Origin of the sequence: Paracoccus binzhouensis (assembly GCF_016446475.1) — a bacterium.
Classification (GTDB): domain Bacteria; phylum Pseudomonadota; class Alphaproteobacteria; order Rhodobacterales; family Rhodobacteraceae; genus Paracoccus; species Paracoccus binzhouensis.
In genome coordinates this window covers 19,645-41,072 of record NZ_JAEHFP010000025.1, presented here as the reverse complement: position 1 = coordinate 41,072, position 21,428 = coordinate 19,645, and the positions used below count along the sequence as shown (strand labels likewise).

Annotated in this window: 20 protein-coding genes; 1 reads left to right on the top strand and 19 read right to left on the bottom strand. The window is 68.6% G+C overall.

What is annotated here, in order from left to right:
* The 5 genes from I9P22_RS08460 to araD all read right to left on the bottom strand — a co-directional run.
* Positions 1-317, bottom strand: a 317-nt coding sequence (locus I9P22_RS08460) for a dihydrodipicolinate synthase family protein (RefSeq protein ID WP_199259081.1), incomplete at its 3' end; no start/stop codon positions are given.
* Complete coding sequence (locus tag I9P22_RS08455; protein ID WP_199259084.1) at positions 314-1,216, bottom strand: 5-dehydro-4-deoxyglucarate dehydratase; 903 nt, start codon at positions 1,214-1,216, stop codon at positions 314-316. The genes I9P22_RS08460 and I9P22_RS08455, both read right to left, overlap by 4 nt.
* 7 nt (positions 1,217-1,223) lie before the next feature.
* On the bottom strand, positions 1,224-2,744 hold the full coding sequence (locus I9P22_RS08450) for an aldehyde dehydrogenase (NADP(+)) (RefSeq protein WP_199259080.1): 1,521 nt from the start codon (positions 2,742-2,744) through the stop codon (positions 1,224-1,226).
* 191 nt (positions 2,745-2,935) lie between these two features.
* Positions 2,936-3,652 carry a ribonuclease activity regulator RraA gene (locus tag I9P22_RS08445; protein WP_199259079.1) on the bottom strand — a complete coding sequence of 239 codons (717 nt, stop codon included), beginning with the start codon at positions 3,650-3,652 and terminating at the stop codon, positions 2,936-2,938.
* A gap of 9 nt (positions 3,653-3,661) precedes the next feature.
* The gene (gene araD, locus I9P22_RS08440; RefSeq protein ID WP_199259078.1) at positions 3,662-5,395 is read right to left on the bottom strand and encodes an L-arabinonate dehydratase; all 1,734 of its coding nucleotides are present in this window, start codon (positions 5,393-5,395) and stop codon (positions 3,662-3,664) included.
* A 144-nt stretch (positions 5,396-5,539) separates the two neighbouring features.
* Between araD and I9P22_RS08435 the strand changes: the two genes are divergently transcribed.
* The gene (locus I9P22_RS08435; RefSeq protein ID WP_199259077.1) at positions 5,540-6,253 is read left to right on the top strand and encodes a GntR family transcriptional regulator; all 714 of its coding nucleotides are present in this window, start codon (positions 5,540-5,542) and stop codon (positions 6,251-6,253) included.
* A 224-nt stretch (positions 6,254-6,477) separates the two neighbouring features.
* On the opposite strand, the gene I9P22_RS08430 is transcribed toward I9P22_RS08435, so the two are convergent.
* The 14 genes from I9P22_RS08430 to I9P22_RS08365 all read right to left on the bottom strand — a co-directional run bounded on the left by I9P22_RS08430 (position 6,478) and on the right by I9P22_RS08365 (position 21,423).
* Positions 6,478-7,425 carry a 2-hydroxyacid dehydrogenase gene (locus tag I9P22_RS08430; RefSeq protein ID WP_199259076.1) on the bottom strand — a complete coding sequence of 316 codons (948 nt, stop codon included), beginning with the start codon at positions 7,423-7,425 and terminating at the stop codon, positions 6,478-6,480.
* Positions 7,422-9,053, bottom strand: a complete 1,632-nt coding sequence (locus I9P22_RS08425) for an ABC transporter ATP-binding protein (protein WP_199259075.1) — start codon at positions 9,051-9,053, stop codon at positions 7,422-7,424. The genes I9P22_RS08430 and I9P22_RS08425 overlap by 4 nt, the downstream gene beginning before the upstream one ends.
* Positions 9,046-9,966: an ABC transporter permease gene (locus I9P22_RS08420; RefSeq protein WP_199259074.1), complete on the bottom strand. Its 921-nt coding sequence runs from the start codon at positions 9,964-9,966 to the stop codon at positions 9,046-9,048. Before I9P22_RS08420 ends, I9P22_RS08425 begins: the two co-directional genes overlap by 8 nt.
* Before the next feature lie 7 nt (positions 9,967-9,973).
* A complete protein-coding gene (locus I9P22_RS08415) occupies positions 9,974-10,888 on the bottom strand; it encodes an ABC transporter permease (protein ID WP_199259073.1) in 915 nt (304 codons plus the stop codon).
* 148 nt (positions 10,889-11,036) lie between these two features.
* Positions 11,037-11,900 (bottom strand): DMT family transporter, encoded by an 864-nt coding sequence (locus tag I9P22_RS08410; RefSeq protein WP_332909014.1) that lies wholly within the window; start codon positions 11,898-11,900, stop codon positions 11,037-11,039.
* The gene (locus I9P22_RS08405) at positions 11,885-12,652 is read right to left on the bottom strand and encodes an HpcH/HpaI aldolase family protein (RefSeq protein WP_199259072.1); all 768 of its coding nucleotides are present in this window, start codon (positions 12,650-12,652) and stop codon (positions 11,885-11,887) included. Before I9P22_RS08405 ends, I9P22_RS08410 begins: the two co-directional genes overlap by 16 nt.
* 1 nt (position 12,653) lies before the next feature.
* On the bottom strand, positions 12,654-14,159 hold the full coding sequence (locus I9P22_RS08400; RefSeq protein ID WP_199259071.1) for a tripartite tricarboxylate transporter permease: 1,506 nt from the start codon (positions 14,157-14,159) through the stop codon (positions 12,654-12,656).
* Between the two features lie 3 nt (positions 14,160-14,162).
* Complete coding sequence (locus I9P22_RS08395; RefSeq protein WP_199259070.1) at positions 14,163-14,621, bottom strand: tripartite tricarboxylate transporter TctB family protein; 459 nt, start codon at positions 14,619-14,621, stop codon at positions 14,163-14,165.
* A gap of 62 nt (positions 14,622-14,683) precedes the next feature.
* Positions 14,684-15,661, bottom strand: a complete 978-nt coding sequence (locus I9P22_RS08390; protein WP_199259069.1) for a Bug family tripartite tricarboxylate transporter substrate binding protein — start codon at positions 15,659-15,661, stop codon at positions 14,684-14,686.
* A 555-nt stretch (positions 15,662-16,216) separates the two neighbouring features.
* Positions 16,217-17,602 carry an FGGY-family carbohydrate kinase gene (locus tag I9P22_RS08385; RefSeq protein WP_199259068.1) on the bottom strand — a complete coding sequence of 462 codons (1,386 nt, stop codon included), beginning with the start codon at positions 17,600-17,602 and terminating at the stop codon, positions 16,217-16,219.
* Positions 17,599-17,913 carry an L-rhamnose mutarotase gene (locus I9P22_RS08380; protein WP_199259067.1) on the bottom strand — a complete coding sequence of 105 codons (315 nt, stop codon included), beginning with the start codon at positions 17,911-17,913 and terminating at the stop codon, positions 17,599-17,601. The genes I9P22_RS08385 and I9P22_RS08380 overlap by 4 nt, the downstream gene beginning before the upstream one ends.
* Positions 17,913-18,905, bottom strand: a complete 993-nt coding sequence (locus I9P22_RS08375; RefSeq protein ID WP_199259066.1) for an ABC transporter permease — start codon at positions 18,903-18,905, stop codon at positions 17,913-17,915. The genes I9P22_RS08380 and I9P22_RS08375 overlap by 1 nt, the downstream gene beginning before the upstream one ends.
* A complete protein-coding gene (locus I9P22_RS08370; protein WP_199259065.1) occupies positions 18,902-19,873 on the bottom strand; it encodes an ABC transporter permease in 972 nt (323 codons plus the stop codon). Before I9P22_RS08370 ends, I9P22_RS08375 begins: the two co-directional genes overlap by 4 nt.
* Complete coding sequence (locus tag I9P22_RS08365; RefSeq protein WP_199259064.1) at positions 19,870-21,423, bottom strand: sugar ABC transporter ATP-binding protein; 1,554 nt, start codon at positions 21,421-21,423, stop codon at positions 19,870-19,872. Before I9P22_RS08365 ends, I9P22_RS08370 begins: the two co-directional genes overlap by 4 nt.
* Positions 21,424-21,428 lie beyond the last annotated feature (5 nt).

The following is a 21,428-nucleotide window of genomic DNA, read 5'->3' as shown; positions in this document are numbered from 1 at the left end:
ACCATCAGCCCCGCGGCCCCCGCCCGCGCCGCCGCGGCGGCCAGGCGGCAGGCATCCCCGACCGAGCGCCCCACCCCCGCCAACACCGGCGCGCGGGCGCCGACCATGGCGCAGACCTCGGCGCAGATCGCCTCGGCCTCGTCCACGGTCAGGCTGTAGAACTCGCCGGTATTGCCGTTCACGACCGGAATGTGCAGCCCGGCGGCCAGCGCCCGGTCGACGATGGGCTCCAGCCGCGCCGGCGCGATCCGGTCATCAGCATCGAAAGGCGTCACCAGGATGCCCGAGACGCCGGCCAGGGCGGATCGCAGACTCATCTTGCGCCGTCGATCAGCGACTGCATCATCGCGACCTCCTCCTCGGTCAGGTCGGTCAGGGGCGCGCGGACATGGCCCGCTTCGAAGCCCCGCAGCCGCACGCCCGCCTTGACCGCCGACACCGCATAGCCCGCCTTGCGGTCGCGGATCGCCGCGAAGGGATAATAGAACTCGCGCAGCATCCGTTCGCAGGTGGCATTGTCGTCCACCATCAGCGCGGCATGGAATTTCAGCGCCGTCTCGGGGACGAAGTTGAACACGGCCGAGGAATAGGTCGGCATCCCCGCGCCCTTGTAGGCCTGTGCGAACAGCTCGTGCGTGGGCATCCCGCCGATATAGGACAGCCGGTCGCCCAGCATGACGGTGACGCGGCGCACGGTGTCGATGTCGCCTGTGCCGTCCTTGAAGCCGATCAGGTTCGGGCATTCGTCGGCCAGCCGCGCCAGTTGTTCGGCGCTGACCCGTGCCTGGCCGCGGTTATAGACGATGACGCCCATGTTGGTGGCCTTGCAGACGGCGCGGATGCGCGCGGCAATGCCTTCGGCCGGGGCTTCGGTCAGATAATGCGGCAGCAGCAGGATGCCGTCGCCGCCCGCCGCCTCGATCTCGCGCGCCATGTCGCAGGCGATGCGGGTGCCATAGCCGCAGCCGGCGATGACCGGGCCGCCGCCCGAAACGCCGCGCGCGGTCCTGACCGCCTCGACCACTTCCGATGGCGTCAGCGAGAACAGCTCGCCCGTGCCGCCCGCAACGATCAGCCCGGCCACGGGATAGGAGGACAGCCATTCCAGATGCGCCGCGAAGGGCCTGGGGTCGAAGCGGTCCTCGACGTCGAAGGGCGTGACCGGAAAGGACAGGAGCCCGGTGCGAATGATGTCACGCAAGTGGTCGGGGGCAATCATGGATTTATCCTTCATTCAAATCCTGGGGCATGAGCCCTTGTGGGCAGTTCTGGTAGCTGACGGGGCGCAGGAACCTTCGGATGGCCATGGTTCCGACCGAGGTGGCGCCGAAATTGGTGCTGGCCGGATAGGGGCCGCCATGGACCATGGCGTCGCAGACCTCGACCCCTGTGGGGAAGCCGTTCACCAGCACCCGCCCTGCCTTGCGCTCCAGCACCGGCAGCAGCCGCCGCGCCGCCGGCAGGTCGGCTTCCTCCATGTGAAGCGTCGCCGTCAGTTGCCCTTCGAAGCCGCGCGCCAGCCGCATCATCTCGTCCATGTCGCGCACCCGCACGACCAGGCCCAGCGGGCCGAACACCTCCTCGCCGAGCGCGTGGTTCTGCAGCCAGGCCTCGGCCGTGGTCTCGTAGAGGTTCGGGCTGGCCGCGCGGCCGTGGCTGTCGGTGGAAAGCAGCGGCGTCACCGCATTGCACGATTCGAACCGCGCCTGGCCGTCGCGATAGGCGCGGGCGATGCCCCCGGTCAGCATGGTCTGGGGACCGACCTTTTCCAAGGCCGCCCGTGCCGATTGCGCAAACTTGTCGGCATTCTCTCCGTCGATCACCACCGCGATGCCGGGATTGGTGCAGAACTGCCCGGCACCCATGCTCAGCGACCCGGCCCAGCCGCTGCCGATCTGTTCGGCGTGCGCGGCCAGCGCGGCGGGCAGCAGGAACATCGGGTTGACCGAGCCCAGTTCGCCGAAGAACGGGATCGGCTCGGGGCGCGCGGCGCACAGGTCGAACAGTGCCCGTCCCCCGGCAAGGGAGCCGGTGAAGCCCACGGCCTTGATCAGCGGATGCTGGACTAGCGCCTCGCCCACCTTGCGGTCTCCGCCCTGGATCAGGCTGAAGGTGCCGGGATGCGTGCCGGTCTTCGCGATGGCGGCATGGATGGCCTCGGCCACGATCTCGGCGGTGCCGGGATGGGCGGAATGGCCCTTGACCACGACCGGGCAGCCGGCGGCGAGCGCGGAGGCGGTGTCGCCGCCCGCGGTCGAGAAGGCCAGCGGGAAGTTCGAGGCGCCGAACACCGCCACCGGGCCGATGGGGCGCTGGATCAGCCGCAGGTCCGGGCGCGGCAGCGGCTGGCGGTCGGGCAGCGCCTTGTCGTGGCGGCGGTCGAGGTAATCGCCCTTGCGGATATGATCCGCGAACAGCCGCAGCTGGCCGGTGGTTCGGCCGTGCTCGCCGATAAGCCGCGCCTCGGGCAGGCCGGTTTCCTGGGCGCCGATGGCGGTGATCGGCTCGGCGCGGGCCTCGATCTCCTCGGCGATCGCCTCGAGGAAGGCCGCGCGGGTCTCGCGCGGGGTCCAGCCATAGCTCCAGAACGCATCCTCGGCTGCGGCACAGGCGCGGTTGACCAGCTCGACCGTGCCGGTGCTGAACTGATGGACCGGGCCGAAGGCGGGCTCGTTGGGGAAGCGGGCCGCACCCGCGACCCAGTCGCCACCGATCAGGTGTCGGCCGTGGGGGGGAAAGACCATCGAAAGGCTCCTTTCACGTTAGAGGTGACGGTCCGCGCAACCCGGACCCGGACTTGCCGTGCATAGGCGCCCCGGCGACGGCGACAGGCCGCGCCACCGGCCGCTGCTTGCTTGCACAAGGATCCTCGGCGGGTCCGGGGGCGAGAGGGCCCCGGCGCGACGCCGCGCAAGCGGCGCCGGGCCTGTGCCGCCTAGCGGCCGGTGCGGGCGCGCCATGCCGCGTATTTCTGCTGGTTCTCCTCTCTGGTGCAGGGATACAGGCCGATGATGGCCGCCCCGCCCTGCACCTCCTCCAGCACGAAATCCTCGAAGCTTTCCATGCCGGTGCATTCCTCGGCGATCTCGTCGGCCAGGTGGGCGGGGATCACCATCACCCCGTCCTTGTCGCCGACCATGATGTCGCCGGGAAAGACCGGCGCATCGCCGCAGGAAATCGGCACGTCGATGTCCAGCGCCTCGTGCAGCGTCAGGTTGGTCGGCGCCGAGGCCCTGGCGAAATAGGCCGGCATGTCCAGCTTGCCGATCCCCTCGGCGTCGCGCATCCCGGCATCGGTGACGACCCCCGCCGCCCCGCGCAGCGCCAGCCGCGTGATCAGGATCGAGCCGGCCGTGGCCGCCCGCGCATCCTTGCGCCCGTCCATCACCAGCACATGGCCGGGCGGGCAGGTTTCCACCGCCACCCGCTGCGGGTGGTCGGGGTTGCGAAACACCGTGATCGGGTTGCGATCCTCGCGCGCGGGGATATAGCGCAGGGTAAAGGCCGGGCCGACCATGTTCTCGTCCTTGGGCGCAACCGGGACCACGCCCTGGATGAACTGGTTGCGCAGGCCGCGCTTGTAGAGCGCCGTGGCGATCGAAGCGGTCGAGACCTTTTTCAGTTTCGCGCGGGTTTCGTCGGAAAGCGTCATGGGTTCACCTCAGAAGATATCGGGGTCGCCGGCGGCACGGCCGAAGTCGGATTGCAGGAAATCGAAGTCGCAGCCCTGATCGGCCTGCGTGACGTGGCGCTGGAACATCCAGCCCCAGCCGCGTTCGAACCGCGGTTCCGGCGCGAGCCAGGCGGCGCGGCGGGCGGCGATCTCGTCCTCGGGAACCAGCATGTCCAGCCGCCGGTTCGGCAGGTCCAGCCGGACGATGTCGCCGGTGCGTAGAAGGGCCAGCGGCCCGCCGACAAAGCTTTCGGGCGCCACATGCAGCACGCAGGCGCCGTAGCTGGTGCCCGACATGCGCGCGTCCGAGATCCGCAGCATGTCGCGATGGCCCTGCCGGATCAGCGCCTTGGGGATCGGCAGCATCCCCCATTCGGGAAAACCCGGCCCGCCCTGCGGCCCCGCATTGCGCAGCACCATGACCGTGTCGGGCGTCACGTCCAGGCCGGGGTCGTCGACGGCCTTCTTCATCTCGGGATAGCTGTCGAAGACCAGGGCCGGGCCCTGGTGAACGTGGAATTTCGGATCGCAGGCCGCGGGCTTGATGACCGCGCCGTCCGGGCACAGGTTGCCGCGCAGCACCGCCAGCGACCCCTCGTGATAGACCGGGTTCGACAGCGGCCGGATCACGTCGTCGTTATAGACCTGGGCGCCTTGCAGGTTCTCGCCCAGGGTCTTGCCGGTGACGGTCAGGCAGGACAGGTCCAGCCGGTCGGCGATCTGGGTCATCAGCCCGCGCAAGCCCCCGGCATAATAGAAGTCCTCCATCAGGTAGTCCTTGCCCGAGGGCCGGACGTTGGCGATCAGCGGCGTCACCCGCCCCAGCGCATCCAGGTCGTCCAGCGTCAGCTCGATCCCGGCACGGCGCGCCATGGCGATCAGGTGAACGACGGCATTGGTCGAGCAGCCGGTCGCCATCGCCACCACGGCGGCATTGCGGACGGCGGCCTCGGTCACGATGCGGTCGGGGGTCAGATCCTCCCACACCATGGCGACGATGCGGCGGCCGCATTCGGCGCCCATGCGCTGGTGGTTGGCATCGACCGCCGGGATCGACGAGGCGCCTGGCAGCGTCAGCCCCATGGAATCGGCGATGGCGGTCATGGTCGAGGCGGTGCCCATGGTCATGCAGACCCCGGCCGAACGAGCGATGCCGCCCTGCACCCCCAGCCATTCCGCATCGCTGATGTTTCCGGCGCGGCGCTCGTCCCAGTATTTCCAGGCGTCCGAGCCCGAGCCCAGGATCTTGCCGGCGTAATTGCCGCGCAGCATCGGCCCGGCCGGCAGGTAGATCATCGGAATCCCCGCCGAGATCGCGCCCATCACCAGCCCCGGCGTGGTCTTGTCGCAGCCGCCCATCAGCACCACGCCGTCCAGCGGGTGCGAGCGGATCATCTCCTCGGTCTCGATGGCCAGCATGTTGCGATACAGCATCGACGTGGGCTTGGTGAAGCTTTCGTCGACCGACAGCGACGGCATTTCCACCGGAAAGCCACCCGCCTGCATGACGCCGCGGCGCACATCCTGGGCGCGTTCGCGGAAATGCGCATGGCAGCTGTTCAGCTCGGACCAGGTGTTCAGGATGCCGATGACGGGCTTGTCGCGGAAATCCTCCTCGCCATAGCCCAGCTGCATCAGCCGGGACCGATGGCCAAAGCTGCGCAGATCATCGGGCGCGAACCAACGGGCCGAGCGCAACGCGCCGGGTGTCTTGGCGGCCATCTTCTTCCCCTCCTGCACCGGAATCAGTCGGTGTCTCTGGTTCAACTAATATTTTAGTTCACCAACTATATCAACCAGTATATTTGTATTCTTGTGCGGCAGTTTTCGCCGCCCTATGTTCGGAACAAGAAAAAGGAGCGGATCATGAGCACCTCGCTTGCCTCGACCTTCGGACTGGCGGACCTGCACAGCCAGGCCATGCCCGGCGGCACGGTGCAGCGCGTCTACGAGGATCTGCGGCGGCGGGTGATCACCCTGCAACTGCCGCCCGACACCACCCTGTCGCGCGGCGAACTGACCGACACCTACGAGGTCAGCCAGACCCCGATCCGCGAGGCCTTGCAGCTTCTGAAGCAGGAGGGGCTGGTCCGCATCTATCCGCAGTCCAAGACCGTGGTGACCCGCATCGACGTGCCGCAAGTCTATGAGGCGCATTTCCTGCGCGTGGCGCTGGAGACCGAGGTCTGCCGCCGGCTGGCGACCGACGGCGCACCCGAAACGGTGACGCGGGCGCGGTCGATCATCCGCATGCAGGAGGCGGTGGCCGAGGATCCCAGCCAGATGGCGATCTTCCAGGAGCTGGACGAGCTGTTCCACCAGACCCTGTTCGCCGGCCTGAACCGCACCGGCCTGCATCAACTCGTGCGGGAACGCTCGGGCCATCTGGAACGGATCCGGCGCCTGCATCTTCCCGAACAGGGCAAGGTGAAGAACATCCTGGCCGGACACCGCGCCATCGTCGACGGCATCGTCTCTGGCGATCCCGACCAGGCCATGGCCGCGATCCGCGATCACCTGAGCCAGACCGTCTCGCGCGTCGAGGCGATGCGCCAGGAATTCCCGCATTACTTCGCGTGAGCCGGCCTGTGGTCCCGCGCGGGCCGCGGCCGATCCGGCGGCGGGTCAAAGCCGTTCCGGCGCGCCGCCCCTGCACGGGCGCCATGCCCTGCCCTGCCGCTCCCGGACCCCTGTCGCGGATCCTCGTCCGATGCCCGGCGGGCGTGGCCTGCCCCGGGTTCCAGCGGGCATGCTCGCCCGGCCGGAACCTTTCCGGCATGGCCTGCCCTGTCGCCCGGCGCGGCTCAGAGCACCGGGGTCGGGAGGGGCTGGCCGGCAAAGAAGGCCGCCAGGTTGTCCAGGGTCAGCTGCGCCATGCGATCGCGGGTTTCCTCGGTCCCGCTGGCGTGGTGGGGGTAAAGCGCGACATTGCTCAGCCCGGCCAGCGCGGCATCGGGGCACGGCTCGTTGGCATAGACGTCCAGCCCAGCCGAGCCCAGCCCGCCGTCACGCAGCGCCGCGATCAGCGCCGGTTCGTCCACGACCGAGCCGCGCGCCACGTTGACCAGCGTGCCCGCCGGACCCAGCGCCCGCAGCACCCGCGCCCCGACCAGCCCCTGGGTGGCGGCCCCGCCCGGGGTGGCGACGATCAGGAGGTCGGCCCACTCGGCCAGCGCCACCAGATCCGGGACATATTCGTAGTCCACCGGCTTGCGGCTGCGGCCGAAATAGGCGACCTGGTGGCCCAGGGCCTGGCAGCGGCTGGCGATGGCCAGGCCGATATTGCCCAGGCCCACGATCCCCGTGCGCAGCCCCACGGTCGAGGGGGTCAGCGGGAACATGCCCTTTTCGCCCCATTCGCCCGAGCGGACATAGGCGTCGGCCCGCACCAGCTGCCGCCGCGCGGCCAGCGCCAGCAGCACCGCCATATTCGCCACCTCGTCCACCAGCGCGTCCGAGGTATTGGTCAGCCGGATGCCCCGCCGCGCCATCTCGGCGGTGTCCATCAGGTCGAACCCGGCCGAGGAGCAGGCAACCAGTTGCAGCACCGGCAGCCGGTCCAGCAGCGCCTTGTCCACGGCGACATGGCCGTTCGCCACCATCGCCGTGCAGACCGGCCCCGCCGCCTCCAGGACGCCCGGACCGTCGCGGTCCAGGCGGTGCAGGCTATAGCGCGCCTCCAACGCCTCCATGAAACGGGGGCGCAGCGGATAGGCGACCAGAACGTCGGGCTTCGTCGGGGAATGCTTCATGCGGGGATTGTCTCCAGGGCCTCGCGGGCGATGCGGCGGGCGGCCTGCACCGCGGGATCGGGATCCAGGCTGGCCGCCAGCAGGGCCTGCGTATAGGGATCGCGGGGGCTTTCAAAGATCCGGCGGACAGGGCCCTCCTCGACGACGCGGCCCTGGCGCATGACGACCACCCGGTCCGCAAAGTCGCGCACCACCGGCAGGTCATGGGCGATGAACAGATAGGACAGGCCGAATTCGCGCCTGAGCCCGTCCAGCAGCTGGATCACCTGCGCCTGGATCGACACGTCCAGCGCCGAGACCGCCTCGTCGCAGACGATCAGCTTCGGCTCCATCGCCAGCGCGCGGGCGATGGCGATGCGCTGGCGCTGCCCGCCCGAGAACTGGTGTGGATAACGCGCGGCATGTTCCGGCCGCAGCCCGACCTTGGTCAGCAGCTCGGCCACGCGATCTTTCCACCGGGCACGGGGCAGGATGTCGCGATGGATCACCCAGGCTTCGGAAATCAGCTGGAACACCGTCATGCGCGGGTTCAGCGACTGCGTCGGATCCTGGAACACCATCTGCAGGTCGCGGCGCAGGCCGAACAGCTCGCGCGGCGGCATCGTCATCAGGTCGTTGCCGCGATACAGCACCTTGCCCGCGTCGGGATCGTCCAGCCGCAGGATGGCGCGGGCCAGCGTCGATTTGCCCGAGCCGGATTCGCCGACCACCGCTACGGTCTCGCCCGGCATGATGGTCAGGTCGACGCCCTTGAGCGCGTGAAAGGCGCCGTAGTGCTTTTCCAGTCCTTCGGCGCGCAGCAAGGGCTGGTCGCTGCGGTCGCGTTCCTCGGGCATCGCGCCCTTGCCCGGCGCCGCGTCGATCAGCTTGCGGGTATAGGCGTTCTGCGGGTTGGCATAGACTTCGGCCGCGCGTCCCGTCTCGACGATGCGGCCCCCGTTCATCACCACGACGCGATCGGCGATCTCGGCCACGACGCCCAGATCATGGGTGATGATCAGGATCCCCATGCCGGTTTCGGCCTGCAATTCCTCGAGCAGTTCCAGCACCTGCGCCTGGACCGTGACGTCCAGCGCGGTGGTCGGCTCGTCCGCGATCAGGATGTCGGGCTTGCAGGCCAGGGCCATGGCGATCATCAGCCGCTGCCGCTGCCCGCCCGAGAACTGATGCGGATACCTGAACATGGCCGCCTCGGGTTCGGGGATGCCGACGCGGCGCAGCAGCTCCAGCGCGCGGGCCCGCGCCCTGCCCCGGCTGCCGCCATGGGTCGTGACCATCTCGGCAATCTGCCAGCCGACAGAATAGACCGGGTTCAGATGCGCCAGCGGATCCTGGAAGATCATCGCGATCTTCGCGCCGTTGATCCGGCGGCGCTGCTCTGCGCCCATCGCCAGCATGTCCTGCCCGTTCAGCAGGATCTGGCCGTTGGTGATCCTGCCCGGCGGCATGTCGATCAGGTTCATCACCGCCGAGGCCGAGACCGACTTGCCCGATCCGCTTTCGCCGAGGATGGCCAGGGTCTCGCCGCGGTCCAGGTGCCAGCTGACGTTCTGGACCGCCTGCACCGTACCGGCCGCGGTGTGGAATTCGACCGACAGGTCGCGGACCTCAAGCAGATGCTTAGCCATTGCGGCGTCCCCCCATTTCAAGCCGCCAGCGTTGGGCGGGGTCCAGCGCGATGCGCAGCCAGTTCGACAGCAGGTTCAGCGACAGCGTGGTCAGGATGATCGCCAGCCCCGGCCAGAACGACAGCCACCAGGCGGTGGTCAGGTATTGCCGGCCCTGGCTGACCATCAGGCCCCAGGTGATTTCCGGTGCCTGGATGCCGATGCCCAGGAAGGACAGGCTGCTTTCGGCCAGCATGACGAAGGCGAAATCCAGCGTGGCGATGGTCACCAGCGTCGGCAGCACCACCGGCAGGATGTGGCGAAACACGATGCGGCGGTCGGATGCGCCCATGACGCGGGCGGCGGACACGAACATGCGCTCGCGGATCTCCAGCACCTCGGCGCGGGTGGTGCGCAGATAGACCGGGATCCGGGTGATCGCCAATACCAGCACGATATTGGCGACCGAGGGCTCCAGCATGTAAAGCACGATCACCGCCAGCAGCAGCGACGGGAAGGACATGATCACGTCGCCCAGCCGCATGATCCATTGCGCGGCGCGCTTGCGGGAATAGCCCGCGACCAGCCCAAGGGCGCAGCCGATGACGGCCGATCCCAGCACGGCGCCCGCCGCGACCATGATCGTGTTCTGGGCGGCGACGGCGATACGGGCCAGCAGCGGACGGCCGAGCGCATCGGCGCCCAGCACATAGGCCCAGCCCTGCGCCAGGTCGAAGGGAGGCGCATTGCGCCCGCGCAGGTTCTGCCTGGTCGCCATGTCGCCCATCAGCATGGGGCCGAACAGCGCGCATAGCACCACGATCAGCAGGAACAGGGCCGCGCAAAACGCCGGCTTGTCGACCCAGAGCATCTTCAGCCAGCGCGATGCCGCGCCGCGCTCCTTGGGTTCGGTCAGGGTGCGGGTGTCCGACATGCTCATCTCAATACCGAATGCGGGGATCGAGCGCGGCATAGGCCAGGTCGATCAGCAGGTTCATGACAAAGATGGCCAGGGCCGAAACCATGATCGCGGCCAGCACCACCGAGAAGTCGCGCAGCAGGATCGAGTCGATCATCAGCTTGCCGATGCCGGGAAAGCCGAAGATCGTCTCGATCACCACCGCGCCGTTCAGGATCGCCGCCGCCTGGTCGCCGATCACGGTGATGACCGGCAGCATGGCATTGCGCAATGCGTGGACAAAGATGATCGGCCGCGCGCGCACGCCCTTGGCCCGCGCCGTCTTGACATAGGCCGAGGACAGCACCGAGATCATCGAGCCGCGCACCACCTGCAGGATCAGGCCAAAGGGCCGGATGAACAGCACCGCCACCGGCAGCACCCAGTGCAGCGCCGTGCCGGTGCCCGAGGTCGGCAGCCAGTGCAGGTTCACGGCAAAGACCACGATGGCGACGATGGCGATCCAGAAATCCGGAGCCGAGGCGCCGATCAGCGAGAAGAAGGTGGCGATGCGGTCGAAGATCCCTCCGACGCGGAACGCTGCCAGCGAGCCGATGACGACGGCGGCAATGGCGACCAGGGTCATGGTGATGACCGCCAGCCGCAGCGTCCAGCCGAAGGCTTGCAGCACCACCTCCATCGCCGGACGCGCCTGGCGGATGCTGTCGCCGAAATCGCCCCGCACCAGGTCGCCGACATAGCGGCCGAACTGCACCACCAGCGGGTCGTTGAAGCCGTGCAACTCGCGGAACTGCTCTCGCATCTCGGTCGTGGCGTCCAGCGGCAGGTAGAGATTGGTCGGGTCGCCGGTCAGGCGGGACAGGAAAAAGACCAGGATCACCAGCCCCACCAGCGACACCGCGCTGGCAAGGGCCCGTTTTCCGATGAATGACTGCATTTGGCCCGTCCTCCCTGACGTATGGCCGCGGGGCGTTTCCCGCCGGGCTGCGTTTTCCGGCTGTGGCCCTTCCTCTGGCGCGACAGCCGAATCGGCTCAATATTGATATATTAGTATTTCTAGGATTTCTGCGAAAGGAAAAACCGACTCATCGACGGCGGCCGGACCATCCGGCAAGGATCGCGGCCAGGATGATGAACGCGCCGCCCAGCCAGGTCGCGGGCGCCACCCGTTCGGCGAAGAAGGCATAGGCCAGCAGCGCCACGACCGGCAGGCGCAGGAAGTCCAGCGGCGCCAGCAGCGATGCCTCGGCCAGGCCGAAGGCGCGGGTGATCAGGGTCATGTTCAGCGCCCCCAGCACGCCTTGTACAGCCAGCAGGCCCAGTTCCTGCGGCGTCGGCGCGACCCAGACCGGCAGTGCACCGGCCAGGCCCAGCGGCGCCATCGCCAGCAGGTTCCAGGCCACCAGCCGCTGCGCGGTGTCGCGTTGCGCCATCCGCCGCAGCACCAGCTGGATCAGCGCCGTCAGCACCGCCCCCGCCAGCGCCGCCAGCAGCCAGGGATCGAAGCTGCCGGATGCGGGCCGGACGACGACCAGGATGCCCAGAAAGCCCGCGGCCACCCCGGCCAGCCTGGCGACGTCCACCCGTTCGCGCAGCACAAGCCAGGCGCCCAGAGTCAGGAAGATTGGCGTGGTGAAGCTGATGGCGGTGGCATCGGCCAGCGGTGCATGGGTAAAGGCCAGGAACATCGCCACCAGCGACGCCTGCTTCAGTGCCGCGCGCAGCACATGCAGCCCGCGATAAGGAGAAGCGCGCAGATCCACCCGCAGCACGATCCAGGGCAGGATCGCCAAGAGCCCGAACAGGGCGCGGAAAAAGGCGATCATCAGCGGATGCACGCCGCCCGCCAGGCTGCGCACGATCACCGCGTCGAGGCCCGCCAGCACCGTCGCGGCCAGCATCAGCGCCACGGCCTGCCGGCGGCGGGCCGGGATCATTGCCGAAAGCACGCCACCGCCTGCCCCGCGGCCTGCGCCATGAAGCGGCTGTCGCTGGCGATGGTGACCATGTCGAAGCCCCAGTCGCGCGCCCGGCGGGCATATTCGGCACTGCCGCAATGCAGCGCCACGCGCTTGCCGGCCGCGTGACCCGCATCACGGATGCGGTGGATGGCCGCGATCATCTCGGGTTCCTCGCGGTCGAAGCCCAGGCGGTAACGACGCCCGGTCAGGCTAAGCGCCAGGTCGGCCGGGCCGATATACAGCGCATCCAGCCCCTCGGTCGCGGCGATGGGCTCGAGATTCGCCATCGCCTCGGCGGTCTCGATCATGGCAAAGGTCAGGATCCGGGATTCCGCCGCCGCGCCGTAGTCGGCTCCGGCGGAATAGATCGCACGGGCCGGGCCGAAGCTGCGATTGCCCAGCGGTGGATAGCGGCAGGCGGCGACCAGCCGCGCAGCATCCGCGGCGGTATTGACCAGCGGGCAGATCACCCCATAGGCGCCGCCGTCCAGCACCTTGCCGATGACGGCGGGATCGTTGGCGGGCACGCGGGCCAGCGGCATCACCGGCTGGCCCTGCATTCCCTGGAACAGCGCCACCGCCTGCATGGCGTCCACCATGCCGTGCTGGATATCCACGGTCAGCGCGTCGAAGCCCTGCGCGGCCATCACCTCGGCCGCGAAGGGCGCGCCGATGGCCAGGAAGCTGTTCAGCGCGCAGCCGCCCTGGGCCCAGATGGCGCGTATCGCGTTGGGGCGCATGTCACTCGTCCTCGACAAAGGCTTCCGCACGCTTGGCGCGGACGGCGGGGGCCAGGATGCTGACCACCATCAGCAGCGCGACCAGAAGCAGCACCGCGCTGATCGGCCGGGTCAGGAAGGCCGTGGCATCGCCCTTGGACACCAGCATGGCGCGGCGCAGGTGTTCCTCAAGCATCGGGCCGAGCACGAAGCCCAGAAGCAGCGGCGCCGGCTCGCAATCCAGCTTGCGCAGCAGATAGCCGGCGATGCCGAACAGGCCCATCAGCCAGATGTCGAAACTGGCATTGTTCAGGCTGAAGACACCGATCATGCAGAAGGCGACGATGCAGGGATAAAGATAGCGATAGGGGATCGAGATCATCTTCACCCACAGCCCGATCAGCGGCAGGTTCAGCACAAGCAGCATCAGGTTGCCGACCCACATCGACACGATCAGGCCCCAGAACAGCACCGGCTGTTCCTGGATGACCGAGGGGCCCGGCTGGATACCCTGCATGATCAGCGCGCCGATCATCAGCGCCATGACCGGGTTCGACGGGATGCCCAGCGTCAGCATCGGGATGAAGCTGGTCTGCGCCCCGGCATTGTTGGCCGATTCCGGGCCGGCCACGCCCTCGATGGCGCCATTGCCGAATTGCTCGGGGTGGTGCGAGACCTTCTTCTCCAGCGCATAGGCCGCGAACGAGGCCAGCATTGCGCCGCCGCCCGGCAGGATGCCCAGAACCGCGCCGATGCCGGTGCCGCGCAGGACCGGGGCCATCATCCGCCGGAAATCCTCGCGCCTGGGCATCAGGCCGGTGATCCTGGCCTTGACCGTGGACCGTTCGGTCTCGTCCTCGAGGTTCGACAGGATCTCGCCCAGGCCGAAGACGCCCATCGCGACGATGACGAAGCTGATGCCGTCGGCCAGTTCGAACATGCCGAAGGTGAAGCGCATCTCGCCGCTGTTGGTGTCGGTGCCGATCAGGCCCAGGATCAGGCCAAGGATGATCATGCCCACCGCGTGCAGCAGCGAGCCGCTGGCCAGCACGACCGAAGCCATCAGCCCCAGGACCATCAGCGAGAAATATTCATGCGGCCCGAAAGCCAGCGCGATATGGGACAGCATCGGCGCGAAAAAGGTGATCAGCACCGTGGCGATGGACCCGGCAACGAACGAGCCGATGGCGGCCGTCGCCAGGGCCTTGCCGGCCTGGCCCTTGCGGGCCATCTGGTAGCCGTCCAGCGCAGTGACCACCGACGAGCTTTCGCCCGGCAGGTTGACCAGGATCGCCGTGGTCGAGCCGCCGTATTGCGCGCCGTAGAAGATGCCCGCCAGCATGATCAGCGCGGTTTCCGGCGCCAGCCCGAAGGTAACGGGCAAGAGCATGGCGATGGTCGCGGTCGGGCCAAGGCCGGGCAGGACGCCGATGGCGGTGCCCAGGAACACGCCCAGCAGGCAATAGGCAAGGTTCGAGAACGAAAAGGCGGTCTGGGCGCCCAGCAGCAGGTCGGAAAGGATGTCCACGGGTCAGCCTCCGAACCAGGTGCCGATCATCGGCATCGGCACGCCCAGGCCGCGCAGGAACACCAGCACGCAGAAGGCAGTGAAGCCCAGCAGGCCCAGCAGCGGCGCCGGGGCCAGCCGGAAGCTCCGGCTGGCGGCCGCGGCGATCAGGATCGCGGTCGGCAGCGCCACGGCCAGGCCCAGATAACCAAGCGTCGCCGCAAAGAAGAAGGTGGCGCCGATCACCAGCACCGCCGGGCGGATGTGGATGCGCGGCACCGCCTCCCCCGGATTGCGCAGCCCGCGCAGCATCGCTGCCAGCCCGATTGCGGCCAGCAGCCCGCCCAGCATGGTCGGGAAATAGCCCGCCCCCATCCGTGCCGCGCTGCCCATCGGCAGGTCGCGGGCCAGAACCATCGTCGCCAGCCCGAAGCCGGCATAGACGACGCCCGCCCAGAAGTCCTTTGTCCGGGTTCCCTGCATCGGGACTCCTCCGCCCATGACGAAAAGGCGCGCCCGGCGGGAATGCCGGGCGCACGGGAAGGTTACTGCTCGGGGGTGATGTTGCCGGCCTTGACCACCTCGGCCCAGCGGTCGATCTCCTGCGCAACAAAGGCGTCGGCCTCGGCCGGGCTGTTGGCCAGCACCTCGAACCCCATCCCCTTGAGCTGCTCGGCCACGGCCGGGGTCTTCAGAGCCGCGGTGATCGCCGAGGCCAGTGTCTCCTTGGCCGCCGGATCAATACCCTTGGGGGCCGAGAAGCCCTGCCAGGAATAGACCTCCATCCCCTCGATCCCCAGTTCCCTGAAGGTCGGGATGTCGGGAAATTCGGGCGAACGCTCGGCGGCGGCGATCGCCAGCATCTTCATCTTGCCGTCGCGCACGAAGCCCGCGACCGCGCCCAGGTTCTGGAACGAGACGTCGGCATGGCCGCCCATGATGTCGATCTGCGCCGGTCCGCCGCCCTTGTAGGGGACATGGATGCCCGAGGTGCCGGTGACCTGCCAGAACAGCTCGGAGGTCAGGTGGTCCGAGGATCCGGTCCCCGACGAGGCAAACAGCATCGTCTCGGGCTCGGCCTTCAGCGCCGCGATCAGCGCATCGACCGAATCCGCCTCGAGCGTGGGGCGCGTGACCAGCACGTTGGGGGTGCGCACGGCGATGGTCAGCATCTCGAGATCCGCGCGCGGGTCATAGGGCAGGTTCGGCTGCAAGGCCGGGTTGATGCCATAGGTGCCGATCGAGGCCTGCATGATCGTATAGCCGTCCGCCTTGGCGCGCACGACCTGCGCGGCACCCACCGCGCCATTGGCGCCCGGCTTGTTCTCGACCACCAGCGGCTGCGCGAAGGTCGGCTGCATGGCCTGCGTGGCCAGCCGCGCAATGGTATCGCTTGCACCGCCCGGCGCGAAGGGGACGATCACCGTCACCGGTTTTGCCGGGAAATCCTGCGCTGTCGCGGGCCCGGCAAGCGCGGTCGCCAGCAAGGCGCCGCCCAGCGCCATCATGCGTAAGGTTTTCATGTTTCTCCTCCCAGTCGTTCCTGTCGCCAATGGCTCAACAGGGACGTGAGCCGAAAAATACACTAAAATATTAGAGTGTCAATAAAGCTGGCCACACTTATGAAAGCTGCCCGTGCCGGGTGAAAAAGCATCTTCCCTGGCCCGGAGGCCGAAGCTGCCGTCCAGGGCTGCGCTTCGGTCAGGCCGCAGCGGCGCAGGGAAAAACACGCCCGTCGGGCCCCGACAGCCCAAGCCCGGGCCATGTTCCAGCACGGGCGGCAATGGCGGGCGGCGCGGGACCGCCGGAGCGGTGCCGGCCAAGGCGGCGCCGGGCAAACTCCGGATTGCCGCCTTCCCGCAGCAAACCAGCCCGCCCGGCTGCGCGGACGTTCGGCGATCTTGCGATGGCGGCAGGTCAACCCGCCGCGGCCTCTTGGCGATCCTCCTGGCGATCCCGTCCGGCCGGTCTCGCGTCCTTGCCATGCCGGTCCTTCTTCGTGGCCAACTATGCAGAGCGGATCCGTCCAGTCGGAGCGGATCCCGGCGCGCGACAGCAATCCGCGGAGGAAACAGCGATCACCGTCCCGGAGTGCCGGCTGGTGTCGGCAGATTCGCCCTTTCGGACCATTCGAGAGCATAGCGGCGCAGCGTCCCGGCACTGGCGGGCGCAGGATGTGGCCTGCTTTGCGCGGCCGCCGCATCGGGCAGGCAGAGCAGGGCCGCGCCGACCGCAGTGCCGGTGGCGGAGGCCGCGGTTTCGACCCCCTCGCCGCGCAAGGCCGACAGCATGTCGAGAAAATCGCCGTTTCGCGCGAAGGGGCCCTCGACGATCGTGGGCCCCTGGGCGCCGATCAGATCGAGGCAGGTCGCCGTCATCAGCGCCAGATACCAGGACAGGGCGACCATGCGCTGCCCCGCGCCCCTGGGGGCGCCGATCCATTCCGCCTCGCGACCCTGAAACGGGCCGGAGCCCGGCTCGACCGCCGGCAGGATCATCAGGCCGGCATCCAGCACGGCGGCGCGGTCCGCGTCGGAAGGCCGGGCCCTGCTGCCGGCGCGGATGATCTCGAACTCGCGCCCGCCCATGAACCGGGCCGAGGGCACGGGCCGGCCAAGCGCGTTGACATTGACCAGGACGTCGCGCGTCGGATCCAGCCGCTCGCCCGTGCCGTCCACCGCCATGGCCACCACCCAGGTTCCGGTCGAAACCACGGCGAAGGGCGCCTGTCGCTCCAGCACATGCGGGAAAAGCGAGGCGTTGCTGTCGTGGATCCCCACCGCGACCGGGGTGTCGGCGGGAATGCCGGTCCAGCCCGCGACCTCGGGCGACAACCCGCCCAGCACCTCGTTCGAACGGCGCGCGGGGGCGAAGCGGCCGGCCAGCCCCAGCCGCTCGACCAGCGGCGAGAAACGGCCCTGCCACGGATCCCAGAGATCGGTGTGGCAACCCAGCGAGGTCACATCCGAGGCCAGCTCGCCGGTCAGCCGCCAGCCCCAGTATTGCGGATAGGTCACGACATGCGCGACGCGCCCGGCAAGATCGGGATCGGTGGCCAGCAGCCAGTGAAGCTGCGCGCCGAGGTTCAGCCCCAGCGGCAGCCGGGGCGAGCCGGTCAGCGCGAAATCCGGCCGGATCGCGTCATAGCGCGCCGCCAGCGCATCCGGCCCGGAATGTTCGTAATCCAGCATCGGCGCCGCCACCCGGCCCCGCCGATCCAGCAGCACGGCCGCCGCGCCATGGGTGGTGATCGAGATCGCATCCACGCCATGCTCGGCCTGGAATGCCGCCAGATGCGCCAGGAAGAAGCGCCAATGCCCCTCCAGATCCACATGCGGCCAGGGCGGGCCGGGCAAGGGGCGGTTCGGACGGGTGACGACGGCGATCTCGGCCAGCGTCCCGCCATCGACCAGCGCCAGCTTGGCATTGGTCTTGCCGATGTCGATGACGGCGATATGGGTCATGGCAGGTGGAACATCGGGATCAGGGGCACCGCCACCGGCTCGTCGTCGGGACGGGTTTCCATGATGTCGGCCATATGCGCCCACCAGCGCCGCATCACCGGATGCGCCGGCAGATCGTCCATGCCGTGATCGTCCGGGCGCCAGAGCACCGCGAACAGCGCATTGGTCTGGGGGTCGAGATGGATGGAATAATCCTGCACCCTCGCCTGCTTCAGCAAAGCGACGAGTTCGGGCCAGATCGCGTCATGGCGGCGGCGGTATTCCTCGGCCATGCCGGGCTTCAGCATCATGCGGAAGGCATGTTTCTGCATCACCGCCTCCGCGCCATGGCCCAGAGCCGCGGGAGGGCGATGACCGAGATCAGCAGCGCCCCGGTGACGATGGACATGACGATGCCGGGCACGTTCAGCAGGCCGAGGCCGAAGGTCACCAGCCCCATCACCAGCGCCGCCAGCACCACGCCCGGGACGCTGCCCGAGCCGCCCAGGATGCTGACCCCGCCCAGCACGACGATGGTCACCACCTCGAGCTCGAAACCGGCGGCGATCGAGGGCCGGGTCGAGCCCAGCCGTGAAGTCAGGCAGATCGCGGCGATGCCGCTCATCAGCCCCGTGAGCAGGAACAGGACGAAGCGGATGCGCTCCACCCGGATGCCCGAGAAGCGCGCGGCGGTGGCGTTGTTGCCGATGGCATAGACCATGCGGCCGAAGCTGGTGCGGTGCAGCAGGATGCCGAAGACCAGCGCGGCCAAGGCGAAGATCACCAGCTCGACCGTGACGACCCAGAAGACATAGCCCTGCCCGAACCATGCGAAGCTCTCGGGATAGCCGGTGAAGGCGCCGTCGCCTAGCACGATGTAGCTGACGCCGCGAAACAGGCTCATCGTGCCGATGGTCACGACGATGGAGGGCAGGCCGAAGCCCGCGACCAGAAGCCCGTTGAACGCCCCGCAAAGCAGACCCGTCCCCAGCCCCAACAGGACCAGCACCGGGGTCGAGGCGCCCGCCGTCATCGCCAGGCCCATCACCGTCGAGGCCAGCGCGATGATCGCGCCCACGGAAAGGTCGATCTCGCCGGCGACGATCAGCATGGCCATCGCGAAGGCAATCATGGCCTTTTCGGTGAAGTTGAAGCTGGCGTCCGACAGGTTCCACGGATCCAGGAAATAGGGCGAGGCCAGCGCGTTCAGGATGAAGATGGCGATGGCCACGACCAGCAGGAGCGCCTCCCAGCTTTTCAGCGCGCGGGCGGCGGGGCTGGTCAGGCGGTCGGGAATGTGGCGTCCGTTGATCGCGGTGGTCATGTCCGATGCTCCGCCTGTTTCAGGATGATGCGGCCGGGATCGCGGCGGCTGGCGGCGTTGAAGGCGATGGCCAGAAGGATGGCGCTTCCCGAGATCGCCATCTGCCAGAAGGGCGAGATGCCGACGACCGGCAGCGCGTTCTTGATGATGCCCAGGAACAGCGCGCCCATGACCGCGCCGGCGACGGTGCCGGCGCCGCCCGCGATGGCGATGCCCCCGATCACGCAGGCCGCGACCACGTCCAGCTCGAAGCCGGCGGCGATATCGACATAGGCCACGGCATAGCGCGCGACCCACAGGTAGCCGGTCAGCCCGGCCAGCGCGCCGGAAAGCACGAAGGCCGCGCATTGCGTGCGCCCGACCGAGATGCCGGTATAGACCGCGGCATGGGGATTGCCGCCGACCGCATGGAAGGCCCGGCCCAGCGGCGTCCGCGTCAGCAGCAGCGCCATGGCCGCGATGCCGGCAAGGCCGATCCAGGCCATGACCGGCAGGCCCAGGACGACGGTGCGGGGGAATGCCTTGAACGCGTCGCTCATCTGATGGGCGTTGATCCAGGCGCCGCCGGTCATCAGGAAGATCGAGCCGCGATAGATCGTCATCGTGCCCAGCGTGACGACGATGGACGGAATGCCCAGCCGCCAGACCAGAAGCCCGTTCACCGCCCCCAGCGCCGCGCCCAGCAGGACCACCGCCAGCAGGATCAGCGGCAGGGGCACCCCGGCCCCGTTCATCAGCGCCGCGACCATGCCGCACAGCGCCAGGTTGGCCGCGACCGACAGGTCGATGCATTTCGTCAGGATCACCGCCATCTGGCCCAGGGCCAGCAGGATCAGCGGCGAGGTATCGGTCAGCACCCGCGCCAGATTGCGCGGCGCGACGAAGCCGGGAAAGCGGCTGGCGATGGCGGCCAGCAGCGCCAGGATGGCCAGGGCCAGGATGGTCTCGCGCGATTTCAGCAGGCTCATGCGGCCTCTCCTTCGCCGGGGCGCGGGGCGTCGCGGTCCAGGCCGACCGCGGCGCGCACCAGGTTTTCCGGCGTCATGCGCTCGCTCGCGAACTCGCCGGCGATGCGGCCCTCGCGCATGACGATCACCCGGTCGGACATGCCCAGCACCTCGGGGATCTCGCTGCTGACCATGATCACCGACAGGCCCTGCGCCGCCAGTTCGGACATGAAGTCATGCACGGCGGCCTTGGAGCCGATGTCGATGCCCTTGGTCGGCTCGTCCAGGATGATGACGCGCGGCCGCGTGGCCAGCCACTTGGCGATGACGACCTTCTGCTGGTTGCCGCCCGACAGCAGCGCCACGTCCTGATCGAGGCTCGCCGCCCGCAGGTCCAGCCGCTGGGTGTATTCCCGGGCCAGCGCGAATTCCTCGGCCAGCCGCAGGAAGCCCGCCCGGCTGGTGCGCGCCAGCGACGGCAGGGTGACGTTCTGAAAGATCGGCAGCCCCTTCACGGCACCCTGCCGGCCACGATCCTCGGGCACATAGACGATGCCGGCATCGACGGCCTGCGCGGTCGAGCGGATGACCCGCACCTTGCCCTCGATCCGGCAGGCGCCTTTCGAGGGGCGGGTGATGCCGAACAGCGCCTGCATCACCTCGGAACGTCCGGCGCCGACCAGCCCGTAAAAGCCCAGGATCTCGCCGCGGCGCAGGGTGAAGGTGATGTCCGCGAACTCGGTCGGGTGGCTGTAGCCTGCCACGGTCAGCACCGGCTCGCCGATCCGGGCCGGGCGTTTGGGATAGATCTGATCGACCGGGCGGCCGACCATCATCCGCACCAGATCGGCCTCGGTCACATCCTCCATCTGCCCCTGGTCGACGAACTGGCCGTCGCGGAACACGGTCCAGCGGTCGGCGATGCGGAAGATCTCGTCGAACTTGTGGCTGATGAACAGGATCGCCTTGCCCTGCGCCCTGAGCTTGTCCACCAGCTCGTAAAGCTCGGCGATCTCCTTGTGCGACAGCGCGGCGGTCGGCTCGTCCATGATGACGACGCGGGCGTCGATGGAAAGGGCGCGGGCGATGGCGACCAGGTGCTTGCTGGCGATGCCCAGGTCGCGCAGCCGCGCCGCCGGGTTCAAATCGGCGCCGATGCCGGCCAGGATGGCGCGGGCGCGGGCGCGCATGGCGCGCCGGTCGATCAGGCCCCAGCGGTTGCGGGGCGCATGGCCGATGAAGATGTTCTCGGCCACCGTCAGCTCGTCGAACAGCACGGTTTCCTGATGGATCGCCGTCACCCCCGCCGCGCCCGCCGCCTGGGCGGTGGGAAAGGCGACGGGCTGGCCATCCACCAGGATCTCGCCCTCGTCGGGCTGGTAGATGCCGGTCAGGATCTTGACGATGGTGGACTTGCCCGCGCCGTTCTCGCCGATCAGCGCCGTCACCTGGCCGGGGTAGAGATCGAGCCGCACCCCGTCGAGCGCGCGCACGCCGGGAAATGTCTTGACGATGCCGCGCAGCGACAGCACCGGGGCCGCGCCGTCCTGCGGCCGATACTCAGCCTGCATGATCA